Consider the following 23,440-nt stretch of genomic DNA (forward strand, 5'->3'; position numbering starts at 1 on the left):
TAGGAGCGAGCTTGCTCGCGAAGAACGCCAACGATAACGCGGACATTCTGGGTGATCGCGCCGTCAGGAAGCTCTTCGCGAGCAAGCTCGCTCCTACAGGGGATCGGCACACAGCCAACCTCGTCACAAAGAACACTTATCCGACCAACACCCGTATCAAGCTGGTTATACTCCAATGAATGTAAGAAATTGGATCAGGCCATGTCAGAAGTTGCCCTCGCCACAGCCCCACTGACCGCCCCGCCGGTCATTCGGGCGCTGCTCGCAAAGCTCGCCATCCCCTACACGGAAGTCATCGAACAGCCTGGCCTGAACCCTTCACAAAAGGTCCAGGCGGTGTTGCTTGAAGATGCGGTTGGCGCGCTCATGGTGCTGTTCCCCCAAAGCCAGTTGCTGGACCTCAACCGCCTCGCCGAACTCACCGGTCGCCGCCTCACGGCCGTAGCCCCCGAGCGCGTCGAGCGCATGCTGGGCAAGCATGACCTGAGCCTGCTGCCGGGCTTGCCGCCCCTGACCAGTTCGCCGTGCCTGTACGAAGGCCGCTTGCTCAATGAGCCGAGCCTGCTGGTGCATTCGGGCGAAGCCGGGCTGTTGCTGGAAATCCCCACCGACGCCTTCAAGAGCCTGCTCACCAAGGCCAGCGCCGCGCAGTTCGGTGAACCCTTGAGCAACATCCGCCCGAACCTCGACCGCCCCAATGATGACCGTGAGGAAATCACCCAGGCGATGCAAGCCTTCACCGCGCGTCGTATTCAGCAGCGCCTGGAAGCGACCATAGAGATTCCACCGCTGGCCGACACCGCGCAGAAGATCATCAAGCTGCGCGTCGATCCCAACGCCACCATCGACGACATTACTGGCGTGGTGGAAACCGACCCGGCCCTTGCCGCCCAGGTCGTAAGCTGGGCCGCGTCGCCCTACTACGCCTCGCCGGGCAAGATCCGCTCAGTCGAAGACGCCATCGTGCGCGTGCTGGGCTTTGATCTGGTGATCAACCTGGCGCTGGGCCTGGCCCTGGGCAAAACCCTGAGCCTGCCCAAGGACCGCCCGCACCTGTCCACGCCTTACTGGCACCAGTCGATCTACACCGCCGCCGTGATTGAGGGCCTGACCCGCGCCATGCCCCGCGCCCAGCGCCCGGAAGCCGGCCTGACCTACCTGGCAGGTTTGCTGCACAACTTCGGCTACCTGCTACTAGCCCACGTGTTTCCGCCACACTTTTCGCTGATCTGCCGGCACCTGGAGGTCAACCCGCACCTGTGCCACAGCTACGTCGAGCAACACTTGCTGGGCATCAGCCGCGAACAGATCGGCGCCTGGCTGATGCGCTACTGGGACATGCCGGACGAACTGTGCACCGCCCTGCGCTTCCAGCACGACCCGACGTATGACGGGCAATACGCCGAGTACCCGAACCTGGTGTGCCTGGCGGTGCGCCTGTTGCGCAGCCGGGGGATTGGCTCCGGGCCGGATGAATCCATTCCGGATGCATTGCTTGAGCGTCTGGGCCTGAGCCGCGAGAAGGCGGAGGATGTGGTGGGTAAAGTGCTGGATGCCGAAGTGCTGTTGCGCGAGCTGGCGTCCCAGTTCAGCCAGGGGTAAATCTGCCGCCTGTTACACCGCTATCGCAGGCAAGCCAGCTCCCACAGTTGACCGTATTTCAAAGTTCTGTGGGAGCTGGCTTGCCTGCGATGAATCCAACGCGGTGTCCCTGCCCCCCTTCAGTGTAGGAGCGAGCTTGCTCGCGAAAAACCTGAGAACACCGCGGGGCGCCAGGCACCCCGCGTCATCGTTGACGGTTTTCGCGAGCAAGCTCGCTCCTACAGGTGTTACTTCTTTTTCTTCGGCTTCAAATACTTGGTCAGCCCCTGAAACCAGATCACCAGCGCCGGGTTGCCCTTGATCTGGATGGACTTGTCCTGAATCCCCGTCATGAACGCCAGTTGCTTGTTCTTCGCCTGCATCGTGGCGAAGCCGTAGGCGGCATCCTTGAAGGCAATCGCAAAGGCCGGCGCCGGATGGACACCTGAGCGGCTGGTGATGCGCTGGTCTTTGACGATGAAATGACGGGCAACCTTGCCGTCGAGGGTCTGCAGCTGGAAGGCCAGGTCTTTGTCACCCAGTTGCTGCTGGAAGGCGGGGTTGGTGCGGCTGGCTTTGCCCATCATCAGGCCCAGCACCCACAGGAGAAGACGAAATTTCATGCACACGGCCTCGGTGTATTTATTGGAGTGGCCGCAGCAGTGTAACGATTTGCAAAAAGAACGCCACCGATCTCGCGCTTTAGGCGCAGATCGGTTGGCGTTTAACGCTTATAGCAACAAGTACTTAAAAGTTAGGGCATGGCACTGGCGCCCAATCGGCCAGGTTTGGATTGCGGCAGGTTGCTTCGATCTGGGTCTTGCCCGCGCTGGCGACCTGCTTGCTTTCAGCTTGCTTGGCCTGCACGGTCTGGATGCTACGTTCGGTGGTTACCGCTTCTTTCGGCACTGTCGGCAGCACCGGCTTCTTGGCCGGCTTGACGGCTTTCTTGCCCTTGGCCGGAGCGGCCACTGGCGTGGTATCGGCGGTGGCCACGGTCACCACATCGCTGCGCTGTACGCCGACCTGTTGCAGATCTTTCTCATAGGCCTGGGTGTAGTTGTTCAGGTCTTCGCTGGCTTTGCCGTTGACCGTCACGATCAGGTCATTGGACTCCTTCAGGCCCGCGACGATTTCCGCCAGGCGCTTGCGGCCTTCGGTGTCGTTGACGGTCTTGGCCTTGCGATCAGCCACCAGCTTGGTGAAGGCGCTCTGGTAGCACTGCTGCGAGGCCTTGGCATAGGCGGTGCTGCGGTCGATGTCCGAGGCGCTTTTGTTGAAGTCGGTGGAGTAGGACGCGATGCGCTGGTTGTCATCGGTGATCTGCTTCTGGCGCTCGGTGTAGTACCCCGCCGCGCCGCCAGCCAGGGCGCCGCCTGCGGCACCGATTGCGGCATTGCGGCCACGGCTGTCCTTGTCGCCGGTCAGGGCGCCCAGCAGGGCACCGCCAGCCGCGCCGAGGGCTGCACCGGTGACGACCGACTTGGTCATGTCCGAATCGGTGGCGCGCAGGTGCTGCACCGGCTCGTAGCAGTTGGGGTAGTACTCGACCTTGGTGCTCGACGCTACCTTGGATGCAGGCGACGTAGCGCAACCAGTCAACACGGTGCTGAAACCAGCTGCGATCAGCAGCAGGTGACGCTTGGAAACCGCCTTACGGGAAAAAAGCATAGATGTGATCTCTGTTAAGTTTGACTTGCCCAGCACGGCCCACCGCCGCCTGAGTCCCTTCCAAGCTCGCTAGACAGCCAACGATCAAGACCGCTGACCGCTCGCTGCGAGCAATTCCTTCAAGATCGTTGCCGGGTCGGCCCGCTGTTGCTTGCGGTAGTTGCCGACATGGCGAACGAACAGTGTCGCGCGCGTCACCAGGCTCTTGCCGAGCACTGGCTTGCGATCCAACTCTTCCTTGATCCGTTGAAACTGCGCCTGGATCACCGCATCGGTGTAGCGCGTGCCGGTGGCCAGGTTGTCGATGTAAATCGCCACCGCGCCGTCCAACGCGCTGCGTCCATTGGTGATGGCCATGTCGAACAGCTGCGTGCTGGCCTCGTCCTTGCTGTCCACCGCCTGCTGGCGACTCTTGCGCAGGTTGGCCAGGCGGATGTTGTAGTTGCTGATGGTCTCGGCCACCAACGCCGCCGACTGGATCAAATTGCCCGCCGCTTCTTCGCGTTGCTGGGCGATCAGCGACACGTTGCGCTTGAGCTCTTCGTTGACCAGGCCCAGCTCGGCTTGTAGCTTGGGATCGACACTGGCGGCGATGATGCTGTCCAGGCGCTTGGTCGGGTCCTGGGCGTCGTCGATGGCATCGGTCAGCGCGGCCAGGCGGCCTTCCTTCTGCCACTGGGCGAACAGTTCCTTGTAGCGTGAGCGCGGCGCCGACAACGCGCCAATCGCCACGCGAAAACCGGTGGTCTCGTTGCTTTGCTCGGTGCCATCAGCGGCAAACAGCGGGTATTCGCGGCGCATGCCGGTGAACAGCGTGCCCTCGCCTTCCAGGTAGTTGCCGCCCTTGACCACAAAGCCGCCGTAGGTGCCCTGGCGGCGGCCGGCGTGTACCAGTTGGAAGGATTCCTGGACCATTTCCGCGGCGTTGCCGATCACGTCGAACATGCCGATGGGGTTAGGCAATTTGGTGCCGATGGGCATCAACCGCGCCGCCTGGCCGGTGCCGCCGGCCACTTGATTGAACACCGCGTAATCGGCCAGCGGGCCATCGCTTTCACTGCCCTCGGCGCGCCGTGGATACAGGCGGCCTTCCAGGTCCTGGCGGCTCACCGCCTGGCCGCCGCGTGCGGCGTACTCCCACTCCACTTCGGTGGGCAGGCGCACAAAGCCCAGGCCACCGTCTTCGGCCGACGCACCGCGCCCGCTCACCGGCAACAGTTCGCGGTGGTATTTCATCAGCCAGGCGCTGTACACCGCCGAGAAACGCTCGGCTTCAAAGCGCGACAGTTTCACCTTGGGCAAACGCCCGGCCATGCCGGTGGGCGCGTCACACGCCGGCGCCGGTTCTCCGCTGGCCAGGGACTGCGCCTGGGCCATCACCTGGGCGTATTGGCGAGCAGTCACTTCGTATTTGCCAATGAAGTACAGCATGGGCTTGAGCGGGGTCTTGGCGTCGGTCTTCGGCATCTGCGGCGCGATGACTTTGCTCCAGTCCTTGGGCAAGTCCTTGAGGGTGAACTGGCCGTTGATGAAGTCGCGGCGGTAGCCGGAAATAAACGACTGCTGATAACCCGCCTCGCCTTCGGCAAAGGGGTAGCCCAGGTTGATTTCACGGTCATCCAGGGTGCCCTGGGCCAGTATGTAGGCGTAGCGGAACACCATGTTGCCTTCGCAGGGTAGCGGCAGGCTCACGTCGTCCGGCAACGGCTTGGGGTTGTCGAGCTTGTCACTTGCCTCATCGGCCCAGGCCAGCGAGGCCAGGCTCAGCGCCACGCAGGCGCCCAGTAATTTATACATCTCTGATTCCTTCAGAAGCCTGGATACGTGCCACCCGCCAACCGCCACAGGCGGCCGCCACGGCACTGACGCCGAGCACCGCCACCAGGGCCAGGCCGTAATGGCGCGCCAACAGGTGGCTGGCGTACTCGCCCGGCACCTGCACAAAAAGCTTGTTCAACGCGGCCTCGGCCAGGGCATACAGCCCAACGCTGAGCACAGCGGCAAAACCCGCGCTGTATAGCGCTTGTAGCAGCACAAACAGCAACAACGCGGCGGTGGAAAATCCCAGCAGGCGCAACACCGAAAGCTCCCGATGCTTGCGCGCCACCGCCGCCAGGGTGCCCGCGAAGATCGCCGCAAACGCCCCGGCCAACGCCAGCCCGGCGATGATCCAGAACACAATCGACAGGTTGCGGCTCAACGATTGCACTTGAGCGATGGTGTGCGCCTGGGTTGAAACCAACAGGTTCTGCCCGGCGAAATACACCCGCAACGGTTCCACATCACTGAGGCTGCGCGCATACAGGCGAAACGCCGGGTAGATACGCTGTTCACTCACGCTCGCCGCTTCACCGGCCCAACCCAACGCCGGCACCGCACGGCCGTCGCGGTAATCTTCTGCCGCCTCCAGCAACGCCAGATCGGCAAACAGACCCTCGCGAGCGAAGGCCTCCAGCGGCAACACCGCCAGCACCTGCAACCGCGTGCGCTGGGCCTCGACGCGCCCCGCCACTTGCCGCGCAAAACTGGTTTCCAGCCAGTCACCGGGCCTTGCCGCGAGCTTTTCGGCGGCGGTATGGCTGAGTACGATCTGGTCCAGGCCGTGGGGCATCGGCAAGCCTTCCAACAGCGGGTCGCCTGCGGCAGTCGGCAGCATTTCCAGGGTCAAGGTGCCCACCTGCGCCGTGGCCGCAATCTGCCGTGTGCGCGGCAACGCAAACGCCACATCGCTGCGCTCACCCAGTTGCGCGATAAACGCCGAGCTGAATCGACCACCGCCCAACGGGATGATTTCACGGCTGGCGGGGTCGGTCTCCAAGCGTTCGGTCAAACTGCTAACCAGTCCAAATTTCAGCCCGAATAACACCAGCAATGGCGCAATAACCGCCACCAATGCCAGCACCGAACAGGCCGACAGCCAACCATCGTTGCGGTAGTCCTGCCACGCAAGCGAGGCAACCAGGCCGATGCGCATCAGCACGCCTCCCCGAGGGTTGCGGTGACGCCGCCGTCTGGATCGCGCTGGCAACTGATACGCCGCACCTGCAAGCCACTGGCGCGGGCCAGCGGTTCGTCATGGGTGGCGATCACACAGGCCGTACGGTGTTCGCGGGCCTGGGCCAGCAGCGCCTGCATCACGCGCTCGGCGTTGAGTGGGTCCAGGGACGCCGTCGGCTCATCGGCCAGCACCAGTTGCGGTCCATGAGCCAGAGCCCGCGCGCAGCTGACCCGCTGGCGTTGGCCCACCGACAGCGCCGCCGGGCGCTTGGTCAACTGATCGCTGATCTGCAACTGCTCAGCCAGGCGCGCCACGCGGCCGTCGTCCTGCAAGCCCAGCAGTTGGCGCGACAGCGCGATATTGCCGCGCACATCCAGAAACCCCAGCAACCCCCCGGTCTGCGGCACATAGCCCAAGTGCTGGCTGCGCAACGCGGCCAGCGCCGATTGTCGATCTGCACGCCACAGCGCGCCGATATCGTGTTGGTTGAATGCAAACTGCCCCACCTGATCCGGCGCCAACACCAGCGCCAGCACGTCGAGCAAGGTGCTCTTGCCGCAACCGCTGGGGCCGACAATTGCCAGTTGTTCACCCGCGCCCAGATGCAACGCCGGGATCACCAGGCTGTAGCGCTGGCTACCGACGCCCCGGCTCTTGTGCACCGCGCTCAGGCTCAGCATTACGGCAGCGTCGACAGTGGCACGCGGTACAACGCATCGCCCGGTTCGGCATCGCCGAAACGGACCCAGTTGGCCACGTCGTTATGGAAGGTTTCATACAGGCGGATTTTCGAATCCAGCTCGTCGATAAAGTCTTCCTGCTCGGCCACGCTCAATGACAACCACAGGTCCTGGGTCATGTTCAGCGACTTGCTGCGGTACGGCAGGCCTTCGAGGTATTCACCGAGCAGGCCGCCGTCAGCCAGGTTGCCGCCCTTGCGCAGGGCCTGCGGGTCGCGGCTCATATAGGCCGAGGCGCTGGCGATTTCCTGGAAGAAGTCCTTGGGCGAGCTTTGGGTTTTGCGCGCCGCATCCACGATCAACTTCAGCGATTGTTGCAGGTCGTTGAGTTGCAGCTTGGTCAGCATCACGCACACCTGGAACGCTGGCAGCGCCGGGTTGGTCAGGTCGCGGTCCGCCGTCCAGGCGCTGACTAATTGCGGTGCCTGGCTCGCAGTTTTGCGCCCGAGGAAGTCCATGTGCATGGCATAGCCGACGGCGGCGGACTTGTCCGCCAGGCTCGGCGCGGCACTGAGCAACGGCACGGGCTGCGGCGTGTTGCTGCGCACCTGATGCACCAGGTTGGCGAACACCGTGCCGATCTCATCGACGCGCTCACCCAGCTTGCGCACATCGCCCCCTGGCACCGGCGTGTACAGGTCGCCGATCTGCGGGTTGGCGTCGGCGGTGAGGACGCGATACTGGCTCTCGGCGCCGGCATGGGTTTTCTTGCCGGCGTCGGTGCGCAGGTGCAGCGCGTAGATCTTGATCTGCTTGCCCAGCGCCGCCTGGCGCACTTCGGCTTCGTTCATCTGGGTGGCGGCGAACGGGTCGTTCTTGCGCAGCGCGCCGGCATCGGAGACCAGCAGGATGATGCGCCCGCCGTAGCCGGACCAATCCATGCCGTCCACTGCCTGCATCACCCCGGCAAACGCATCTTCGTTGAACGAGTGGCTGGACACCGTCGACGCTTTGACCTGGCGCGCCATATCCAGAAAGCGCTGCGGGTCGCGGCCTTGGTCGAGGCTGATCAGGGTCTTGGCGACATACTCAAGGCCCGGGGTTTTCTGGATACTGCTGCGAAAGCCGACCATGCCGAAACTGACGCTGTCCAACTCGCCACGCTCGGCAATGCGGGTTTGCAGCTCATGCACCACGTCGCGAATCTGGTCGATATAGGGCTGCATCGACACGGTGGTGTCCACCACCAGCACCACGGCCGTACGGAAGGCGTCGGCATTGGCGCTGAGCGTCGGGCTAGCGGGTTTGGCAGCGGCGCGGCTGCCTGGGTCGATGGAGGCCACGTTGAGCAACTGCACCGGCTGGCCGTTGTCGTCGAAGCTTTCTTTGGAGTCGAAAATCGGCAACAGGTAGAACTGGTTTTGCGGCACCGCGCTGGCGGTGGGTTCCAGGGCCAGGACTTGCTGGTTGTCTTCACGGTTGCTCTGCGCCTTGGCCAACACGCTTCTCGCGGCGGCAGGGTCGGCCAGCAGTTTTTCCACCTCACCGGGCTGGCGCAGGAACATCACGGGGGCCCGGCCTGAGCGCTCGGTGAACTTGAGCACCAGGCTTTGTTTCCAGTCGCTGACCTGGGAGGCTGGCAGCCAACCGTCGCTGCGACCATCAGTGGCAGCGCCGACGCGCACCCACGGGCTGCCATCGACCTCCTTGCGCTGGTACACGTAGAGCACGGAAAACGCCGGCAGCGTTTTACCCGGCGTGCTCCCTGCGTCCGCTGAAAGCTGGGCGCCGGGTTTGCTGAGTACACGCTGGAACAAGGTTTTCTTGCCTGCCATCAGCAACGGGCGTTGACCACCATCCACTTCAGCGACAGCCACGGGCGGCGTCACCTTTGGCACCACGGCGGCTGGCGGCTTGGCCGGTTCATCGCCGCCGCTCAACCACCAGTAGCTGGCGCCACCAATGGCCAACGCGACGGCGACCGCCACGGCGGCCAAGGCCAATACCGGACCACGGCGCTGCTCGGACGGGGCATTGTGCTGCGTCGGCGTGACCACCGGTTGGCGCACTATTGGCTGCGGTTGCGGTTTATCAGTCGGAATGTCGATGGTGACAGGAGTCATGCCCGCCAGATCAAAGCTCAATGGAATCGGCAGCGGCCGTACCAGCGTGGCGTCCGATTCATCCGCCGGCAGTTGATCCAGCGCCAACAACAACGCTGCCGCATCCGGATAACGCTGCGCCGGGTCCTTGGCCAACAACTTGCGCAGCACACCCTGGTAACGCCCGTGATGCACAGGCAATTCCGGCAACGGCTCAGTCAGGTGCGCCAGCGCAGTGGAAAGCGCATCGGTGCCGCTGTAAGGCAGCTTGCCGACGAGGATTTCATACAGCACCACACCGAGTGCGTAGAGATCGGCGCGGCCATCGATCTCCTGGCCCCGCGCCTGCTCGGGGCTCATGTAGCTGGGTGTACCCACGGCAAACCCGGCCTGGGTGAATTGGGTGCGGTCGTCCAGCGACTTGGCGATACCAAAGTCGGACAGTACTGCCGTGCCATCGGCCCGAAACAGAATGTTCGCCGGCTTGACGTCGCGGTGCACCAGCCCTTGGGCATGGGCATAGCCCAGGGCCGAGGCAATCTGGCGGATCAGCGTCACGCCCTGCTCCGGGGTCAGCCCAGCAGCAATGCGCTCCTTGAGCGTGCCGTTGGGCAGGTATTCCATGGCCATGTAATACAGCTCACCGACGTTGCCGATGTCATGGATGGTCACCGTGTGCGGGTGCGACAAGCGCGCCAGGGTCTTGCCCTCGCGCAGGAAGCGTTCGCAGAAACTCGGGTCGGCCGCCAGCGCTGCCGCCATCACCTTCAGCGCCACTTTGCGCTCCAGCGAACGCTGGGTCGCCAGGTACACGTTGGCCATGGCACCTTCGCCAATCTCGCCTTCAATGTCATAACCCGGGATGACGATGTTCATGACGAGACCTTCACGACGAGGGTGGTGATGTTGTCCGGTGCGCCGCGATTGAGGCCCAGGTGCACCAGGCTGCGCACGATTTCATCCGGCGCGTCATGGCTGAGCACCTCGCGAATTTCGTGGTCTTCGACGGTTTTGTTGAGGCCATCGCTGCACAGCAAATAGCTGTCGCCGGGAGCGATCAACAGGTCCACTGAGGCGACATCCAACTGGGCCTCCACGCCAATGGCGCGGGTGACGATATTGGAGCGCGGATGTGTGCGGGCGTCGGCTTCGCTGAGCAGGCCGCTGTCTTGCAGGTCTTGCACGTAGCTGTGGTCGCGGGAAATGCTTTCCAGCACGCCGTCGCGCAAGCGGTACAGGCGGCTGTCGCCGGCCCACAGGCACACCCCGCGCAAGCCGCGCGCGGCGAACACCACCACGGTGCTGCCCATCATGGTCACGCCACGGTTGGCGGTTTCTTCGCGCACGGCCGCGTTGATGCGCAGCAGGTCATTACGCAGCGCCGCCGAGTATTCGTCCAGAGAGCGGCCCAGTGGTACATGGCGCAGGCTGTCGACGATCAAGCTGCTGACATAGTCCCCTGCCGCGTGCCCGCCCATGCCATCGGCCACCACCCACAGGCGGTTCTCCGGCAGATCCAGAAAGGCATCTTCGTTGACTTGGCGAACCATGCCCACATGGCTTTTGCTCGCGGATTCGTACGTCACGCCCATCTACACCACACCTTCTTGTCCGAGCAAAAACTGCGCAAAATCGCTGGCGGCAGGTAGGCCCTGGCACCGTAATAAACCGGGGGAGATACGCTGCGAACCTCGCCCCCACCACAGGCTTGCGCCCTCGCACGCCTGTTCGGCCAGCGCGGTCATACGCTGGTGCGGCACGGTGGCTGCTACCCTTTGCAGGCCGGCGAAACGGCTGTCCACCGCCCGCGGCTCGCTGGCCGGCACGCCCAACTCGTCGAGCCCGGCGTTGAAGCTTTCGAAGGTCGCGCCGCTGTCGAGGGTGCTGAGCAACAAGGTTTCAGCCTGCTCGAACCAGACGTCCGAACCGCCCACCAGCGACGCCGGGTTGGTGTCGTGATCCAGCAAGGTCACCACCGCCAGCGGAAAGTACCGCCCGACCCGGTCAATGCTCGGCATCACCACGCCCGCCGCCGCATCCGGCCCGCACACGCCCGGCGCCAGCACAAAGCGCCACAACGGGCTGACCAGGTACGCATTCAGCCAGTCGGCGCCGAGGCTGTTCTGGCTGGCAAGCAAACCCGCCGCCAGCCAGCTGTCCCACGGGCCGATAAAGCTCTGGGGCAAGGCGCGGCTGACAAAGTCGCCGCGGCTGGCCAACTTGCCGTAAAAACCCAGAGCCGTCATAGCCGCTCCGGCAGGCTGAAGCCACTGAGCACGCGGCTCTTGAACGGGTTGAACGCACTGTTGGCGCGCAACTCGTAGGCGATGCTCGCGCCATCGACCCGCAGGCGCAGGTTGAAACGGTCCGGCGAGTTGCCTGCGGTGAGGTCTGATTGCTCCAGCAGACGGAACCAGGCCCACGGGCCGTCCAGCGTGATACCGGAGCGACCACTGGCCGACGGCGGCATGATGGAAATACGCACCACGCCGATGCTGCCGGGGTTCGGCCATTGCATCGCTACCGGGCGGCTCGGGCCGTGGTCGTAGCTCAATTGCTGGCCGTCCAGGTCAAGCAGGAACTGGGTGATGGTGGGGTCCATCGACACCGGCTTGAGCTCGAAACGCACGATGGGCTGGGTGCCACCGGAGCGGAAGAACGCGTCCCGAATCGTCGCCGCACGCTGGAAGGTTTGCAGCACGCCCGGGGCAATCCCCAGCTTCTGTGCCGCACCCGGTTGCCAGCGCCAGGTCTGTGCCGACGTGTCCACATAGGGCTGCAGGTATTTGCGGAAGTAGTTGTCCATCACCCCGCCCACGCCGAAGAACTGGCCGAAGTCATCCAGGGTGGCGTCCCGCGCACTGCCCGGCGACATCGGGTAGCGCCCGGCCAACGACTGGCGATACACGTTGACCACTTCACTGACCCAGGCCGCGTTAAGCTGGTTACGCACCCCGCCCATCATGCTGTTGGTGGTGGAATTGACCACCGACTTGACCATGCCCTGCACCAGGGGTGGCTGGCGCTCGGCGTTCAGGCTGACCCGCGTGGCTGCAGCCGCCGCCTGGTTCTTGGCCTCGCCGAGCAAGGCATCGCCGCTGGCACCGACCATGGCGCTGACCTGCACATACAGTGCATTCATGTCCGACAGCAGGCCGTCGATGGCCGCCGGTTCGCCTTCGTTTTTGCTGACGATGCTGTTGAGTTCGGCAAAGTGCGCGGTCACCGGATCATCCGCCGGTGCCGGGGCATTCGCCGTCGGTTGCGCCTCGCCCAGCAAGCTGCCGAGGCGCTCCTTGAGCTTGTCCACGCCGCCTTCCACTGGCACGCCTTTGGCGGCCAATTGGCGTTCTTCGGCTTGCAGGTCGGTTTCCCTGGCGACCGCCACCAACAGCTTTTTCAGCGGCGAGGTGGGGCCGGAAATCACCCGCAGCACATCGGCGGCCTGGGCCACGCTGGTGATCGGCACAAAGTCGATGTCGGCGAGCAACGCGTCCCACTGGCGCTGGTAATCCTGGAAGTACAAGCGGCGCACGTCGGCGGCCAGGCTCACCACGTTCTGCTGGTCGGCCTGTTCATGGCCCAGCACCCATTGCTCTTCGGCCAGGGTGCCGGTCTGGTTCAGGCTGCTGAGCAAGAACGCCTGGCGATAGCCCTTGGCGGTAAAGAAACCACTCAACGGCTCACCCAACGGCTTACCGCTCTTGCGGCTGAACACCAGTGCGGCATCGCGACCGGCGGCCTCGTTGAGACGAAAGTCCGGGATACCTTCGGGCAGTTTCTGGCGCTTGACGCGGTCGTACACGCGCTGGGCTACCGGCAATTGCTGCAACTGCCGACGCAAATCGTCGATCAGCCGTGGGTCCAGGCGTGCGCTCGGCGGGTGGCGTTCGAACAGCGCCTGCAAGTGCCCGGCCAGGGCCTGACGCTGGTCGGCCGGCAGGTCGCGGGGCAGGTTGCGGTCCCAGTCCAGGGCGATCCAGGCCTTGATGAAGTCCGGGTCGTAATGCTCGGTGTCGGCGAGCATCAGGTAAGCCTTGAGGCCCTCGTAGAGAAAGTCCGAGTTGCCGCCGCCGTGCAGTTGCTCTTCGATACGCGTCACCAGGCGTGGCGCGAACACGGCGATCAACAGTTTGCGGTACACGCTGGCGGACTCGGCTTCGAGCATATCGCCCTGATACAGCCCCAGCCCTTCAGACCAGCTCGGCGAATCCCCCGCCAGGTTCTTCACCGCGTTGAGCAACGGCAGCACGGCGAGCACTTCCCGTTGTGCCGGGCTCAGGTTCTGTACGGTCTGGCCCAGGGGCGCGACCTTCTGATCGACCTGGGCGATATACGCCTGGTTGGCGCGATAGCTCACCCACCACAGGCTGCTGACCACCACCACCAGCGCGACGGTGGCCGCCAGTACGCCACGGGCGATCCACTTGCGGCGCCGCTCTACTTTCGGGTTCACCCCCACCAGGCCGCGCTCGGCAAAGGCCACGGCGGTGAAGAGTTTCTCGATGAAGTAACTGCGCCCGGTGCCGCTCTGGCGCGCCAGGTGCTGGCGGTCCAGGTTCATGCTCTGGGCCATGGCACCGATCAGGCGGTCAATCGGGCTGCCTTCCTGGGTGCCGCTGGTGAAGTACACGCCACGCAGCAACACGCGCTCTTCAAAGGCATTGGGTTTGAACACGCCTTCGAGGAAGCTTTGCAGGCAATCTTTCAACGCGCCGAACTGCTGCGGGAAGCCGTAGATCAGGTCGCGTCGTGCCGGGTCACGCTCCTGTTGCAGACGCTCGACCAGGCGTTCGTTAAGACGCTGCTCCAGGCCCGCGAATTCGCTTTGCAGGTGCGCCAGCGGGCTGTCGCTGTTTTTACCGTCGTCCAGGGCAAAGGTCATGCCCCACACCTGGGCGCGCTCTTCCTTGCTCAGGTTGTCGAAGAACTCCATGAAGCCCGGCACCAGGTCGAGCTTGGTGAGCATCAGGTAGATGGGGAAACGCACGCCCAGCTGCGTATACAGCTCCTGGATGCGCAGGCGAATCGCGGCGGCATGGGCGGCGCGCTCGGCATCGGTGCCCAGCAGCAGATCCGAGAGGCTGATGGCGATAAACGCCCCGTCAATAGGCCGGCGCGAACGCTGCTTTTTCAGCAAGTCGAGAAAGCCCAGCCAGGCGGCTTTGTCCACCGTGGAGTTGCTGTCCTGGGTGGTATAGCGGCCAGCGGTGTCGAGCAATACGGCCTGGTCGGTAAACCACCAGTCGCAGTTACGCGTACCACCCACGCCCCGCACCGCACCGGCGCCCAATTGCGCCGCCAGCGGGAAATGCAGCCCGGAATTGACCAGCGCGGTCGTCTTGCCCGAGCCCGGCGGGCCGATGATCACGTACCACGGCAACTCGTAGAGGTTGCGGCGCTCATCGCCGCCCAGCTTGGCTTTTTTCAGCAGTGCCAGGGCTTCGTCCATGCGCTGGCGCAACGTGGACAGCTCTTCGGCGGTCGCGACGCTGTTGGGGTCGACCGGGGTTTCTGCGGCCAGGCTGCGCATCACTTCGGCGGCCTGGCGACGGGCCTGGATGATGCGGAACACGCGGTAGGCCACCCACAGCGCAAATACCAGCACGATCAGCGCCCAACGGCGCCCTTCGGGCACCAGCACGTCCAGCAGTGGGCCAACAAACCAGATGATCAAGCTCAGGGCAATCAGGCCCAGCACGGGGATCACCCAGCGAATCATGAAACTGAAAAACGCCTTCACTCGACGCCCTCCGCCAATACGGTGATTTCAACCCGACGATTGCGGGCACGGCCTTCGGCAGTACTGTTGCTGGCCAACGGCTCGGTGTCGCTGCGGCCTTCGGCACTGAAGCGCTGAGCCTGGCCAGTCTTGGCCGCGAGAATCTCCAGCACCGACTTGGCCCGGGCTTCGGACAACGCCCAGTTGGACGGGAAGCGCAACGTGGCAATCGGGCGGTTGTCGCTGTGCCCGGTGACACGCACCTGGCCCTTGACCTTGCGGATGGCGTCAGCGATGCGCAGCATCAGCGGCTGGTAGTCATCGACGATGCTGGAGCTGGCCGAGGCGAACAGCTCATCGCCACGAATGGTCACAACAGAGCGGTCAACCTTGTCTTCCACCGCCACGCGGCCGGCCTTGATGTCGTCGGCCAGGAACCCGGCCAGGCGCGGGCGCTCAATCACTTTGGGCTGCGCCACCGGACGGTCGATGGCCTGCACCGGGATCTCGCCCAAGGCATGAATATTCTTGAACACCGGTTCGGCGTCCGAGGCCAGCTTCATGCGCAGGCCGAACAGCAACGCCAACAGCAGCGCCAAGCCAATCGCCACGGCAATCCATGGCGGCATGAATTGCGCCAGGCGATCACGGGCCACGGTCACACCGCGCCAGTGCGGCGACAGCTCACGCTCGTGCTCGCCACGGGCGCTGCGTATCGCTGCGGCGGTGCGTTCGCGCAAGGCTTCCAACTGGCTGCGCCCGTCGGTCATCACGCGGTAACGCCCTTCAAAACCCAGGCACATGCACAGGTACAACAGCTCCAGCAGGTACAGGCGTTCCCGTGGGCTTTGCAGACAGTGGTCAAGCAACTGGAAAACCTTTTCGCCACCCCAGGCTTCGTTGTGCACGGTGATCAGCAGGCTCTGCTTACCCCAGTCACTGGTGCTGCCCCACGGCGTGCTCAGCACCGCTTCATCCAAGGCGGTGCACAGCGCGTAACGGGCCAACAGCACTTCATTGCGTGCCACACCGGCGGCTTCGGCGCGTTCTTCGAACTGGCGCAGGTACGCCAGCAACTGCGCACGCAGGCTGGCCGGCGCGGGATGGGCGATGGTGTTGCGCAGCCGCGTCAACAACGCCAGCAACGGGCCGGCGGCGCTTTCCAGCGGGTTGAGGCCCTGGCTCTTGCCGGTGAGGATCGGCGCAGCCGGCATCGACAGCGGCGCAGGTTCGGCACGCGCGGGTGCAGGCTCTCGGCCACCCGGGCGCGGCATGAACTGGGTGCGGTCATCATCATTGGGATGCATCGCCAATTATCCTCGGATCGCCCAGAAGGCTAGGTTCAAGCCCGGGAACTGCCCGGCGATATGGAAGGCGAAACCGCCGGAATTATTCAGCTGCTGCCAGTGCTCGCTGCCACGGTCCAGCTCGTAGTAGGTGCTGCCTGCGTGGTAGGGCAACTGGCGTGGCGCCACCGGCAACGGCAGCAGGCCGATGCCCGGCAGTTGCAGGTTGACCATGTCGCGGATGTGTTCCACCGAGCCGACCTTGCTCTGCTGGCCGAAACGCGCACGCAGGGTTTCGCCGGGCACGTCGGCGCGTACTACGAGGATGAAACTGGCGTTGTCGAGCAGGGTCTTGTCGGCCAGCATCGCCACATGGATGCCGTAGGCTTTCTCCACAATCGGAATGGGCGTGGCTTTGCTGTCGATCAGCATCGACAGCGCTTCACGCAGGGCCGCCATCACCGGCATGAAGCTCAGGGCCAGGTCGTCGTGCTGGTACTGCGGGTATTCCTGGGGGCGACGGCTGGAGGTTGAGAAGGTGGAAAACTCACCGGCCAGGCTGACCAGTTCGCTGAAAAAGCGCTCCGGGTGCAACGGGCTCAACTGGCTGAAGTGCTGGATCAGTGGCTGGGCGCGGTTGACCAGTTGCAGCAGCATGAAGTCGGCGATCTCGGAGGCACCACCGGCACCCGAGGCCACCACGCGACCGCCCAGGGCTTCGCCACGCTGGTGCAACAGGCCCAGCAGTTCGCTGCGAAAGGCCGTCAGCGGCTTGCTCGCGGCCACGTCCAGCACTGGCGGGATGTAGGTCTCGTCGAGCACCAACGCGCGGTCGGCGCGCTTTTCCTTGATGCGTACCAGGCCGATGGCGGCGTAGTCGCTGATGCCGTCCTGCGCCGTAAGCAGGCGCAATGCCCGCGACCCCACCGCCACCGGTGCACGGTTTTCGAACGGGGCGTTGTCGTCGCGCACTTCCCGCACCTGGCTCACGTAGCGCGCCGCTTCCAGGGCTTCACCCTCGTCCACCGTGTCACGGGCGCCGGCGCGCTTGAGCGGCAGGGCCAGGTACACCAGGCCGTCGCGCAGGTTGTCGTCGATGTTCAACGGACTCGGCGCCAGGTCGTCCTGGGGAATATTGAACGGCGTGCCATCGGGCAACAGGCCGCGGGCCGACACGATCGCCAGTTTGCCCTGGGCCAGCAGGCCCTGGTCGATCAGCAGCTCGGAGAACCCCCAGGCTCCCGCCGACAACGGACGGCTGCGGGCATCGATCAGGTTTTCCAGGTAACGGTCATGCTGCTGGAAGTGCTGCGTTCCGATGAACATGCCTTCCGACCAGACCACGCGATTGTTCCAGGACATGGGGGCTCCGATTGCTTGTTATTGGGCTGGGCTGGATGGGGAAGCCACGACGTCGGCGCGCACAGCATGCACGTCGAGGCTGATCTGGTATTCGCTGTATTGGCGCGGGGGCACGTTGATGACCGTGCGCCATTGCGCACGGTCCAACTCGCGGTAGCCCACCAGCAAGCCGATCTGGCGCGTGGACGGGTCGAGATCGCGCTGCAGGCTCAGTTGTTGGCCGGGCTGCACCACCACTTCGTCCTGGTCCAGCAGGTCGAGGCCGAGGGTCGATTGCGCACGGTCAGCCAGGGCGAAGTAATCGGAGCGTGAAAAGGTCGCGGCGTTTTTCAATTCGAAAATGCGCACCCGCACCGGCGCTGCCTGGCCGTTGGCACCGGGATTAAGCCCGGCAATCGCGTGAAAATGCAGCTCAACGGCGGCCGTGTCAGCTTCGGCCTCGGCAGCCGCCTGGGGTTTGGCAGTGTCGTTGGCACACGCCGTCAGCAGCAGCGCGGTGGCGGCTGCGAGTAAAAACCTGGGAATCATCCTGCGTCCTCAATGACGTATTTAGCTATCCGTTTTATCCATTAGTGCGAGGCGTTTTCAGCGTCGCTGTCGTGCACTGTGTTCTTCGTAGGCCCGGCTGAATTCGCGACCGAACAGGTCCTGGAAATCGTCCTGGGCCTCGCGGGAAATGTTGCTGTAGAGCTCGGTGAACTGCTGCCAGTACTGGGCCTGGCGCGAACCGTTGAACAGACTGGAGAGGCCGCCGGGCTTGCCCATGCGCTCCTCCAATTGCGCCGGTTCAAAGCGCGCGAGCAGGTGCTTGATCGCCGCTTCCACGCCAGCCATTACGGCCAACTGGTGGGCGCGCAGGTCGTCGAAACTGTCACGTACGGCAAGGTCCGGCGCCATGAACGCCTGGTTGCCATGACGCAGCAACAGCAGTAACGCTTCATCGGCATTCGGGGCGAATTTCAATGGGTTGTTTTCGGCGGGGCGGATCATAGTCTGCTGCATGCGGAACTCGCCCTTGAGGCTGGCACGGGCGCGCAGTACGTCGATCAGGCCCTCGACCATCAGCCGGTAGCTGCGGCCGATGCTTTCCATCTGCGCGCAGGCGTCGGCTTTGTCCAGGCGTAACTGGTCCAGGCCCGCACCGCGCAGGAAGGCTTGCAGGAGATCCGGTGGCGGCTCGGCATCGGCCACGGGGAGCGCAACAGGCTCGACCACGGGTGGCGGCGGGATGATCGGTGCTGGGGCGGGCGCAGCATTGACAACGGGCGCGGGCGCGTCGCTGAACAGGTCCCAGTCTTCGGGAATCACCGAGCCTTGCACCGACGGCTTTTCGGGCGCCGGTACGGCCACTGGAGCCGGAGGACGAAAATCGTGTTGCTCGGACGGCACATGGTCCGCCACGGTGGGCGGCGGCACGGCGGTGGGGCTGAGGAAGTCGAACAGGTCTGGCAAAGTTTCCATGGACGAGGCGCCCTGGAACTGCAGCGCGATCATCGGCGTGGGCGCAGGTTGGCTCGCCACGGCGCCCATCAACGCTTCAAAGCTGTTGGGTGAGTCACCGGCAAATGGCTGGCTGTCGATGGCCTGCACGTTGAAGTCGATGCGCGCCTGGATCTCGTAATCGCCGATACGGATCAACTCGCCATCTTGCAACGGCTCGCTGTTACCCCGACGCATACGAATACCTGCCTTGACCAACTCCACACCATTGGTGCTGTTATCGGTCAAGTAATAACGGCCATCTTTGTATTGAATAACGCAATGTTGCGAAGAGACGAGACGCTCAGGATCGGGCAATACCCAGTCATTGTCAGAACTGCGGCCAATAGCCATCACGCCCTGATCCATGGACTTTTCGGGGCATTGCCCAGGGGTGATCTTGTGATAACTAGTGATAGTCAAACACAGCGACATCTTGCCTCCTTGCTGATACATCGCGCGCAGCCTACCCAGGAGGCAGCGCCGCCCTGGAGAGTCCCGTCCTGTCGTACAAACGACCGCCAAAATCTGCTTTTGCCAGCATGATCGCTGATCTTAACTGGCTTCCATGACAAAAATCCGCTCTGGGCGCGCCTTTCGACTCGCCAGTCGCGCAGGTTGTTAAACACCGCACATCTGTCACAGAGGGCGAATAGCTTACCTTGACAAGCCATAAGTACTACACCAAAAATGCACAACTTCTTGAACATCAGTGATGGCGCAGTAGTGGCACTCTGATTGTATGACCAAGAAAACATGCACAGTTCATTACGCAACTAGTGCATGCATTGCCCGCTGTCCAGCGGGCCGATAAGGAGATCGAATTCAGTGGATGTGCCGTTGCTGCTCACCGCCGTTTCCGCGACGTCGCCCTGTGGCGAGGACATGGAATATGACGCGCAATTTCTGCAGTTGGAACGTGATGCCAAGGGCCAACCCGAACGCAGCATGGGCGACTCGATCCTGCCCGCTGAGCCGCCCGAGTGGCGCAGCATCCAGCAGCAAAGCCTGGACTTGTTTCAGCGCAGCAAAGACCTGCGCATCACCCATTTTCTGCTGCAAAGCACCCTCGCCCTCCAGGGTGTGGCCGGGCTGGCCGAAGTCCTCACGCTGATCGACGCCTTGCTGCGCCAATACTGGGCCGAGCTGCACCCGCGCCTGGATGCCGACGATGACAACGACCCTACCGTGCGCATCAACGCCCTTACCGGCCTGACCTGCGAGACCAATATTCGTCTGCTGCGCGAAAGCATCCTGACGCGCTCGCGCACCTTCGGGCCCGTGACCCTGCGCGCAGCGCTCAACGCCAGCGGCCTGCAGAGTTTTGCCGATGAGCAGTTGGGCAACCAGCAACTCAACGCCGCGTTCCTGGACAGCGACCCCGAACAGCTGCAAGCCACCCGTGAGGCCTTGAGCGCGGCGCGTGCGGCGTGCGAGGCCATTGAGCAACAGGTCAATGACCAAGTCGGTTCCGCTCAGGGCGTGGACCTCAGCGCCTTGAAGCAGCCGCTCAAACAGGCCCTGCAACTGCTCAATCAAGCGGTGCCAGGCACCGACAGCAGCAGCGATCCCGAGGCCGTCAGTGAAGACAATGCCCCCTCGGTCGACGCCGCCGCGCCCGCAGCCCCTCGCCCGACTGGCGACATCGCCACACGCGACGATGTGCTGCGCAGCCTCGACAAAATCCTCGCGTACTACACCCGCCACGAGCCTTCGAGCCCGCTGCCGGTGTTGTTGAACCGAGCCAAGAATCTGGTACATGCCGACTTTGCGGCCATCGTGCGCAATCTGATTCCCGATGGCATGTCCCAATTTGAAAACCTGCGCGGCCCCGAAAGCGAGTAAGCCGCCGGACCGTGCAGTAACAACACCGTCGCTCAAGCGACCAGGAGCAGCAACGTGGCGAAGCAAAGTTCTCAGAAATTCATCGCGCGCAACCGTGCGCCTCGAGTGCAGATCGAGTACGACGTCGAGCTTTACGGCGCCGAGAAAAAGGTCCAGCTGCCCTTCGTAATGGGCGTGATGGCCGACCTCGCCGGCAAGCCTGCCGAGCCGCTGGCACCCGTGGCCGACCGCAAGTTCCTTGAAGTGGATGTCGACAACTTCGACTCACGCCTCAAGGCCATGCAGCCACGCGTCGCGTTCCACGTACCCAATGAGCTGACAGGCGAAGGCAACCTGAGCCTGGACATCACCTTCGAAAGCATGGACGACTTCAGCCCGGCCGCCGTGGCCCGTAAGGTGGACTCCCTGAACCAGCTGCTCGAAGCCCGCACCCAATTGGCCAACCTGCTGACCTACATGGACGGCAAGACTGGCGCTGAAGAAATCATCATGAAGGCGATCAAGGACCCGGCATTGCTTCAGGCACTTGCCAGCGCGCCCAAGCCTGCAGGGGAGCAGTAATCATGACGGACAATACCGCCCGCGAAGGCAGCCAGATCCTGGGTACCACCGAAGAAGCCAGCGAGTTCGCGAACCTGCTGCTGCAAGAATTCAAACCCAAGACCGAGCGTGCCCGCGAAGCCGTTGAAACCGCGGTGCGCACCCTGGCTGAACAGGCCCTGGCGCAAACCGACCTGGTGTCCAACGACGCGATCAAGTCGATCGAATCGATCATCGCCGCCATCGACGCCAAGCTCACCGCCCAGGTCAACCAGATCATCCACCACCAGGATTTCCAACAACTGGAAAGCGCCTGGCGTGGCCTGCATTACCTGGTCAATAACACCGAGAGCGATGAGCAACTGAAGATTCGCGTGCTCAACATCTCCAAGCCAGACCTGCACAAGACCCTGAAGAAATTCAAGGGCACCGCGTGGGACCAGAGCCCGATCTTCAAGAAGATGTACGAAGAAGAATACGGCCAGTTCGGTGGCGAACCTTACGGCTGCCTGGTGGGTGACTACTACTTCGACCAGTCGCCGCCCGACGTGGAACTGCTGGGCGAACTGTCGAAAGTCTGCGCCGCCATGCACTCGCCTTTCATCGCTGCGGCCTCGCCGACCGTGATGGGCATGGGCTCGTGGCAGGAACTGTCGAACCCACGCGACCTGACCAAGATCTTCACCACCCCGGAATACGCCGGCTGGCGCTCGCTGCGTGAATCGGAAGACTCGCGCTACATCGGCCTGACCATGCCGCGCTTCCTGGCACGCCTGCCGTACGGCGCCAAGACCGACCCGGTGGAAGCGTTCGCCTTCGAAGAAAACACCGACGGCGCCGACAGCTCCAAGTACACCTGGGCCAACGCCGCCTACGCCATGGCAGTGAACATCAACCGTTCGTTCAAGCACTACGGCTGGTGCTCGCGCATCCGTGGCATCGAGTCTGGCGGTGAGGTGGAAAACCTGCCGGCCCACACGTTCCCTACCGATGACGGTGGCGTGGACATGAAGTGCCCGACCGAAATCGCCATCAGTGACCGCCGTGAAGCGGAACTGGCGAAGAACGGTTTCATGCCGCTGCTGCACAAGAAAAACACCGACTTCGCCGCGTTCATTGGCGCCCAGTCGCTGCAGAAACCTGCCGAATACGACGACCCGGACGCCACCGCCAACGCCAACCTGGCCGCGCGCCTGCCGTACCTGTTCGCCACGTGCCGTTTCGCTCACTACTTGAAATGCATCGTGCGCGACAAGGTTGGCTCCTTCAAAGAGAAGGACGAAATGCAGCGCTGGTTGCAGGACTGGATCCTCAACTACGTCGACGGCGACCCGGCACACTCCACCGAAACCACCAAAGCCCAGCACCCGTTGGCGGCGGCCGAAGTGATCGTGGAAGAAGTCGAAGGTAACCCGGGGTATTACAACTCCAAGTTCTACCTGCGCCCGCACTATCAGCTTGAAGGGCTGACGGTGTCGTTGCGCCTGGTATCGAAACTGCCTTCGGCAAAAAGCGCATAAGTAACGGTTGAGCTAGCTCGTTCCCACGCTCCGCGTGGGAATGCCGCCCGGGACGCTCTGCGTCCCGGTGACGCGTAGCGTCACAGGATGCGTTACCACGCAGAGCGTGGGAACGATCACCCAATCAAGTGGCCTGAGCCACACAGGGAGAAAACATGGCTGTTGATATTTTCATCAAGATCGGCGACATCAAGGGCGAGTCCATGGACAAGGCCCACAAGGACGAAATCGATGTGTTGAACTGGAGCTGGGGCATGTCCCAGTCCGGCAACATGCACGTCGGCGGTGGCGGTGGCGCGGGCAAGGTGAATATCCAGGACCTGTCGCTGACCAAATACGTCGACAAGGCTTCACCCAACCTGATGATGCACTGCGCCAGCGGCAAGCACATCGACAAGGTCAAGCTGACCGTGCGCAAGGCCGGTGGCGAGAGCCAGGTCGAGTACATGGTGATCAACCTGGAAGAAGTGCTGGTCACCTCCTTGAGCACCGGCGGTTCGGGCAGCGATGATCGCCTGACCGAAAACGTCACCCTGAACTTCGCCCAAGTGATGGTCGACTACCAGCCGCAGAAAGCCGACGGCACCAAAGATGGCGGCGCCATCAAGTTTGGCTGGAACATCCGCTCCAACACCAAACGCTGATAGCCCTTGT

General features: G+C 63.4%; 18 protein-coding genes. 5 read left to right on the forward strand and 13 right to left on the reverse strand.

Features of this window, described 5'->3' with window-relative positions; genetic code table 11:
- Positions 1-201 precede the first annotated feature (201 nt).
- Complete coding sequence (locus ODQ19_RS03405) at positions 202-1,602, forward strand: aminoacyl-tRNA deacylase and HDOD domain-containing protein (RefSeq protein ID WP_330209331.1); 1,401 nt, start codon at positions 202-204, stop codon at positions 1,600-1,602.
- A gap of 227 nt (positions 1,603-1,829) precedes the next feature.
- Here the strand turns inward: ODQ19_RS03405 and ODQ19_RS03415 are convergent, their stop codons facing one another.
- The 13 genes from ODQ19_RS03415 to tagH form a co-directional block, all read right to left on the reverse strand.
- Complete coding sequence (locus ODQ19_RS03415; protein ID WP_003195530.1) at positions 1,830-2,204, reverse strand: hypothetical protein; 375 nt, start codon at positions 2,202-2,204, stop codon at positions 1,830-1,832.
- A gap of 124 nt (positions 2,205-2,328) precedes the next feature.
- On the reverse strand, positions 2,329-3,252 hold the full coding sequence (gene tagQ, locus ODQ19_RS03420; protein WP_330209332.1) for a type VI secretion system-associated lipoprotein TagQ: 924 nt from the start codon (positions 3,250-3,252) through the stop codon (positions 2,329-2,331).
- An 84-nt stretch (positions 3,253-3,336) separates the two neighbouring features.
- Complete coding sequence (locus tag ODQ19_RS03425; RefSeq protein WP_330209333.1) at positions 3,337-5,049, reverse strand: formylglycine-generating enzyme family protein; 1,713 nt, start codon at positions 5,047-5,049, stop codon at positions 3,337-3,339.
- Complete coding sequence (locus ODQ19_RS03430; protein ID WP_330209334.1) at positions 5,042-6,226, reverse strand: FtsX-like permease family protein; 1,185 nt, start codon at positions 6,224-6,226, stop codon at positions 5,042-5,044. Before ODQ19_RS03430 ends, ODQ19_RS03425 begins: the two co-directional genes overlap by 8 nt.
- Positions 6,226-6,930, reverse strand: a complete 705-nt coding sequence (locus ODQ19_RS03435; protein WP_330209335.1) for an ABC transporter ATP-binding protein — start codon at positions 6,928-6,930, stop codon at positions 6,226-6,228. Before ODQ19_RS03435 ends, ODQ19_RS03430 begins: the two co-directional genes overlap by 1 nt.
- Positions 6,930-9,908, reverse strand: coding sequence for a serine/threonine-protein kinase (locus ODQ19_RS03440; RefSeq protein ID WP_330209336.1), 2,979 nt, complete (start codon positions 9,906-9,908; stop codon positions 6,930-6,932). The genes ODQ19_RS03435 and ODQ19_RS03440 overlap by 1 nt, the downstream gene beginning before the upstream one ends.
- A complete protein-coding gene (locus ODQ19_RS03445; RefSeq protein WP_003195541.1) occupies positions 9,905-10,624 on the reverse strand; it encodes a PP2C family protein-serine/threonine phosphatase in 720 nt (239 codons plus the stop codon). The genes ODQ19_RS03440 and ODQ19_RS03445 overlap by 4 nt, the downstream gene beginning before the upstream one ends.
- Positions 10,625-11,278, reverse strand: a complete 654-nt coding sequence (gene tagF, locus ODQ19_RS03450; RefSeq protein WP_330209337.1) for a type VI secretion system-associated protein TagF — start codon at positions 11,276-11,278, stop codon at positions 10,625-10,627. It lies immediately after the preceding gene.
- Positions 11,275-14,775, reverse strand: a complete 3,501-nt coding sequence (gene tssM, locus ODQ19_RS03455; protein ID WP_034129106.1) for a type VI secretion system membrane subunit TssM — start codon at positions 14,773-14,775, stop codon at positions 11,275-11,277. Before tssM ends, tagF begins: the two co-directional genes overlap by 4 nt.
- The gene (locus ODQ19_RS03460; protein ID WP_330209338.1) at positions 14,772-16,061 is read right to left on the reverse strand and encodes a DotU family type VI secretion system protein; all 1,290 of its coding nucleotides are present in this window, start codon (positions 16,059-16,061) and stop codon (positions 14,772-14,774) included. Before ODQ19_RS03460 ends, tssM begins: the two co-directional genes overlap by 4 nt.
- Positions 16,062-16,067: 6 nt before the next feature.
- Positions 16,068-17,402 carry a type VI secretion system baseplate subunit TssK gene (gene tssK / locus ODQ19_RS03465; RefSeq protein ID WP_330209339.1) on the reverse strand — a complete coding sequence of 445 codons (1,335 nt, stop codon included), beginning with the start codon at positions 17,400-17,402 and terminating at the stop codon, positions 16,068-16,070.
- A gap of 18 nt (positions 17,403-17,420) precedes the next feature.
- Positions 17,421-17,930, reverse strand: a complete 510-nt coding sequence (gene tssJ, locus ODQ19_RS03470) for a type VI secretion system lipoprotein TssJ (RefSeq protein WP_116668529.1) — start codon at positions 17,928-17,930, stop codon at positions 17,421-17,423.
- Between the two features lie 57 nt (positions 17,931-17,987).
- Positions 17,988-19,316 (reverse strand): type VI secretion system-associated FHA domain protein TagH, encoded by a 1,329-nt coding sequence (gene tagH, locus ODQ19_RS03475; RefSeq protein ID WP_330209340.1) that lies wholly within the window; start codon positions 19,314-19,316, stop codon positions 17,988-17,990.
- A 393-nt stretch (positions 19,317-19,709) separates the two neighbouring features.
- Between tagH and tssA the strand changes: the two genes are divergently transcribed.
- The 4 genes from tssA (at position 19,710) to ODQ19_RS03495 (ending at position 23,430) form a co-directional block, all read left to right on the forward strand.
- Positions 19,710-20,726 carry a type VI secretion system protein TssA gene (gene tssA, locus ODQ19_RS03480; protein ID WP_330209341.1) on the forward strand — a complete coding sequence of 339 codons (1,017 nt, stop codon included), beginning with the start codon at positions 19,710-19,712 and terminating at the stop codon, positions 20,724-20,726.
- A gap of 54 nt (positions 20,727-20,780) precedes the next feature.
- Positions 20,781-21,287, forward strand: a complete 507-nt coding sequence (gene tssB, locus ODQ19_RS03485) for a type VI secretion system contractile sheath small subunit (RefSeq protein WP_003195557.1) — start codon at positions 20,781-20,783, stop codon at positions 21,285-21,287.
- Between the two features lie 2 nt (positions 21,288-21,289).
- The gene (tssC, locus tag ODQ19_RS03490) at positions 21,290-22,786 is read left to right on the forward strand and encodes a type VI secretion system contractile sheath large subunit (RefSeq protein ID WP_003195559.1); all 1,497 of its coding nucleotides are present in this window, start codon (positions 21,290-21,292) and stop codon (positions 22,784-22,786) included.
- A 155-nt stretch (positions 22,787-22,941) separates the two neighbouring features.
- Positions 22,942-23,430, forward strand: a complete 489-nt coding sequence (locus ODQ19_RS03495; protein ID WP_003195562.1) for an Hcp family type VI secretion system effector — start codon at positions 22,942-22,944, stop codon at positions 23,428-23,430.
- Positions 23,431-23,440 lie beyond the last annotated feature (10 nt).

Origin of the sequence: Pseudomonas sp. AM4(2022) (genome assembly GCF_036346515.1) — a bacterium.
GTDB lineage: Bacteria > Pseudomonadota > Gammaproteobacteria > Pseudomonadales > Pseudomonadaceae > Aquipseudomonas > Aquipseudomonas paracarnis.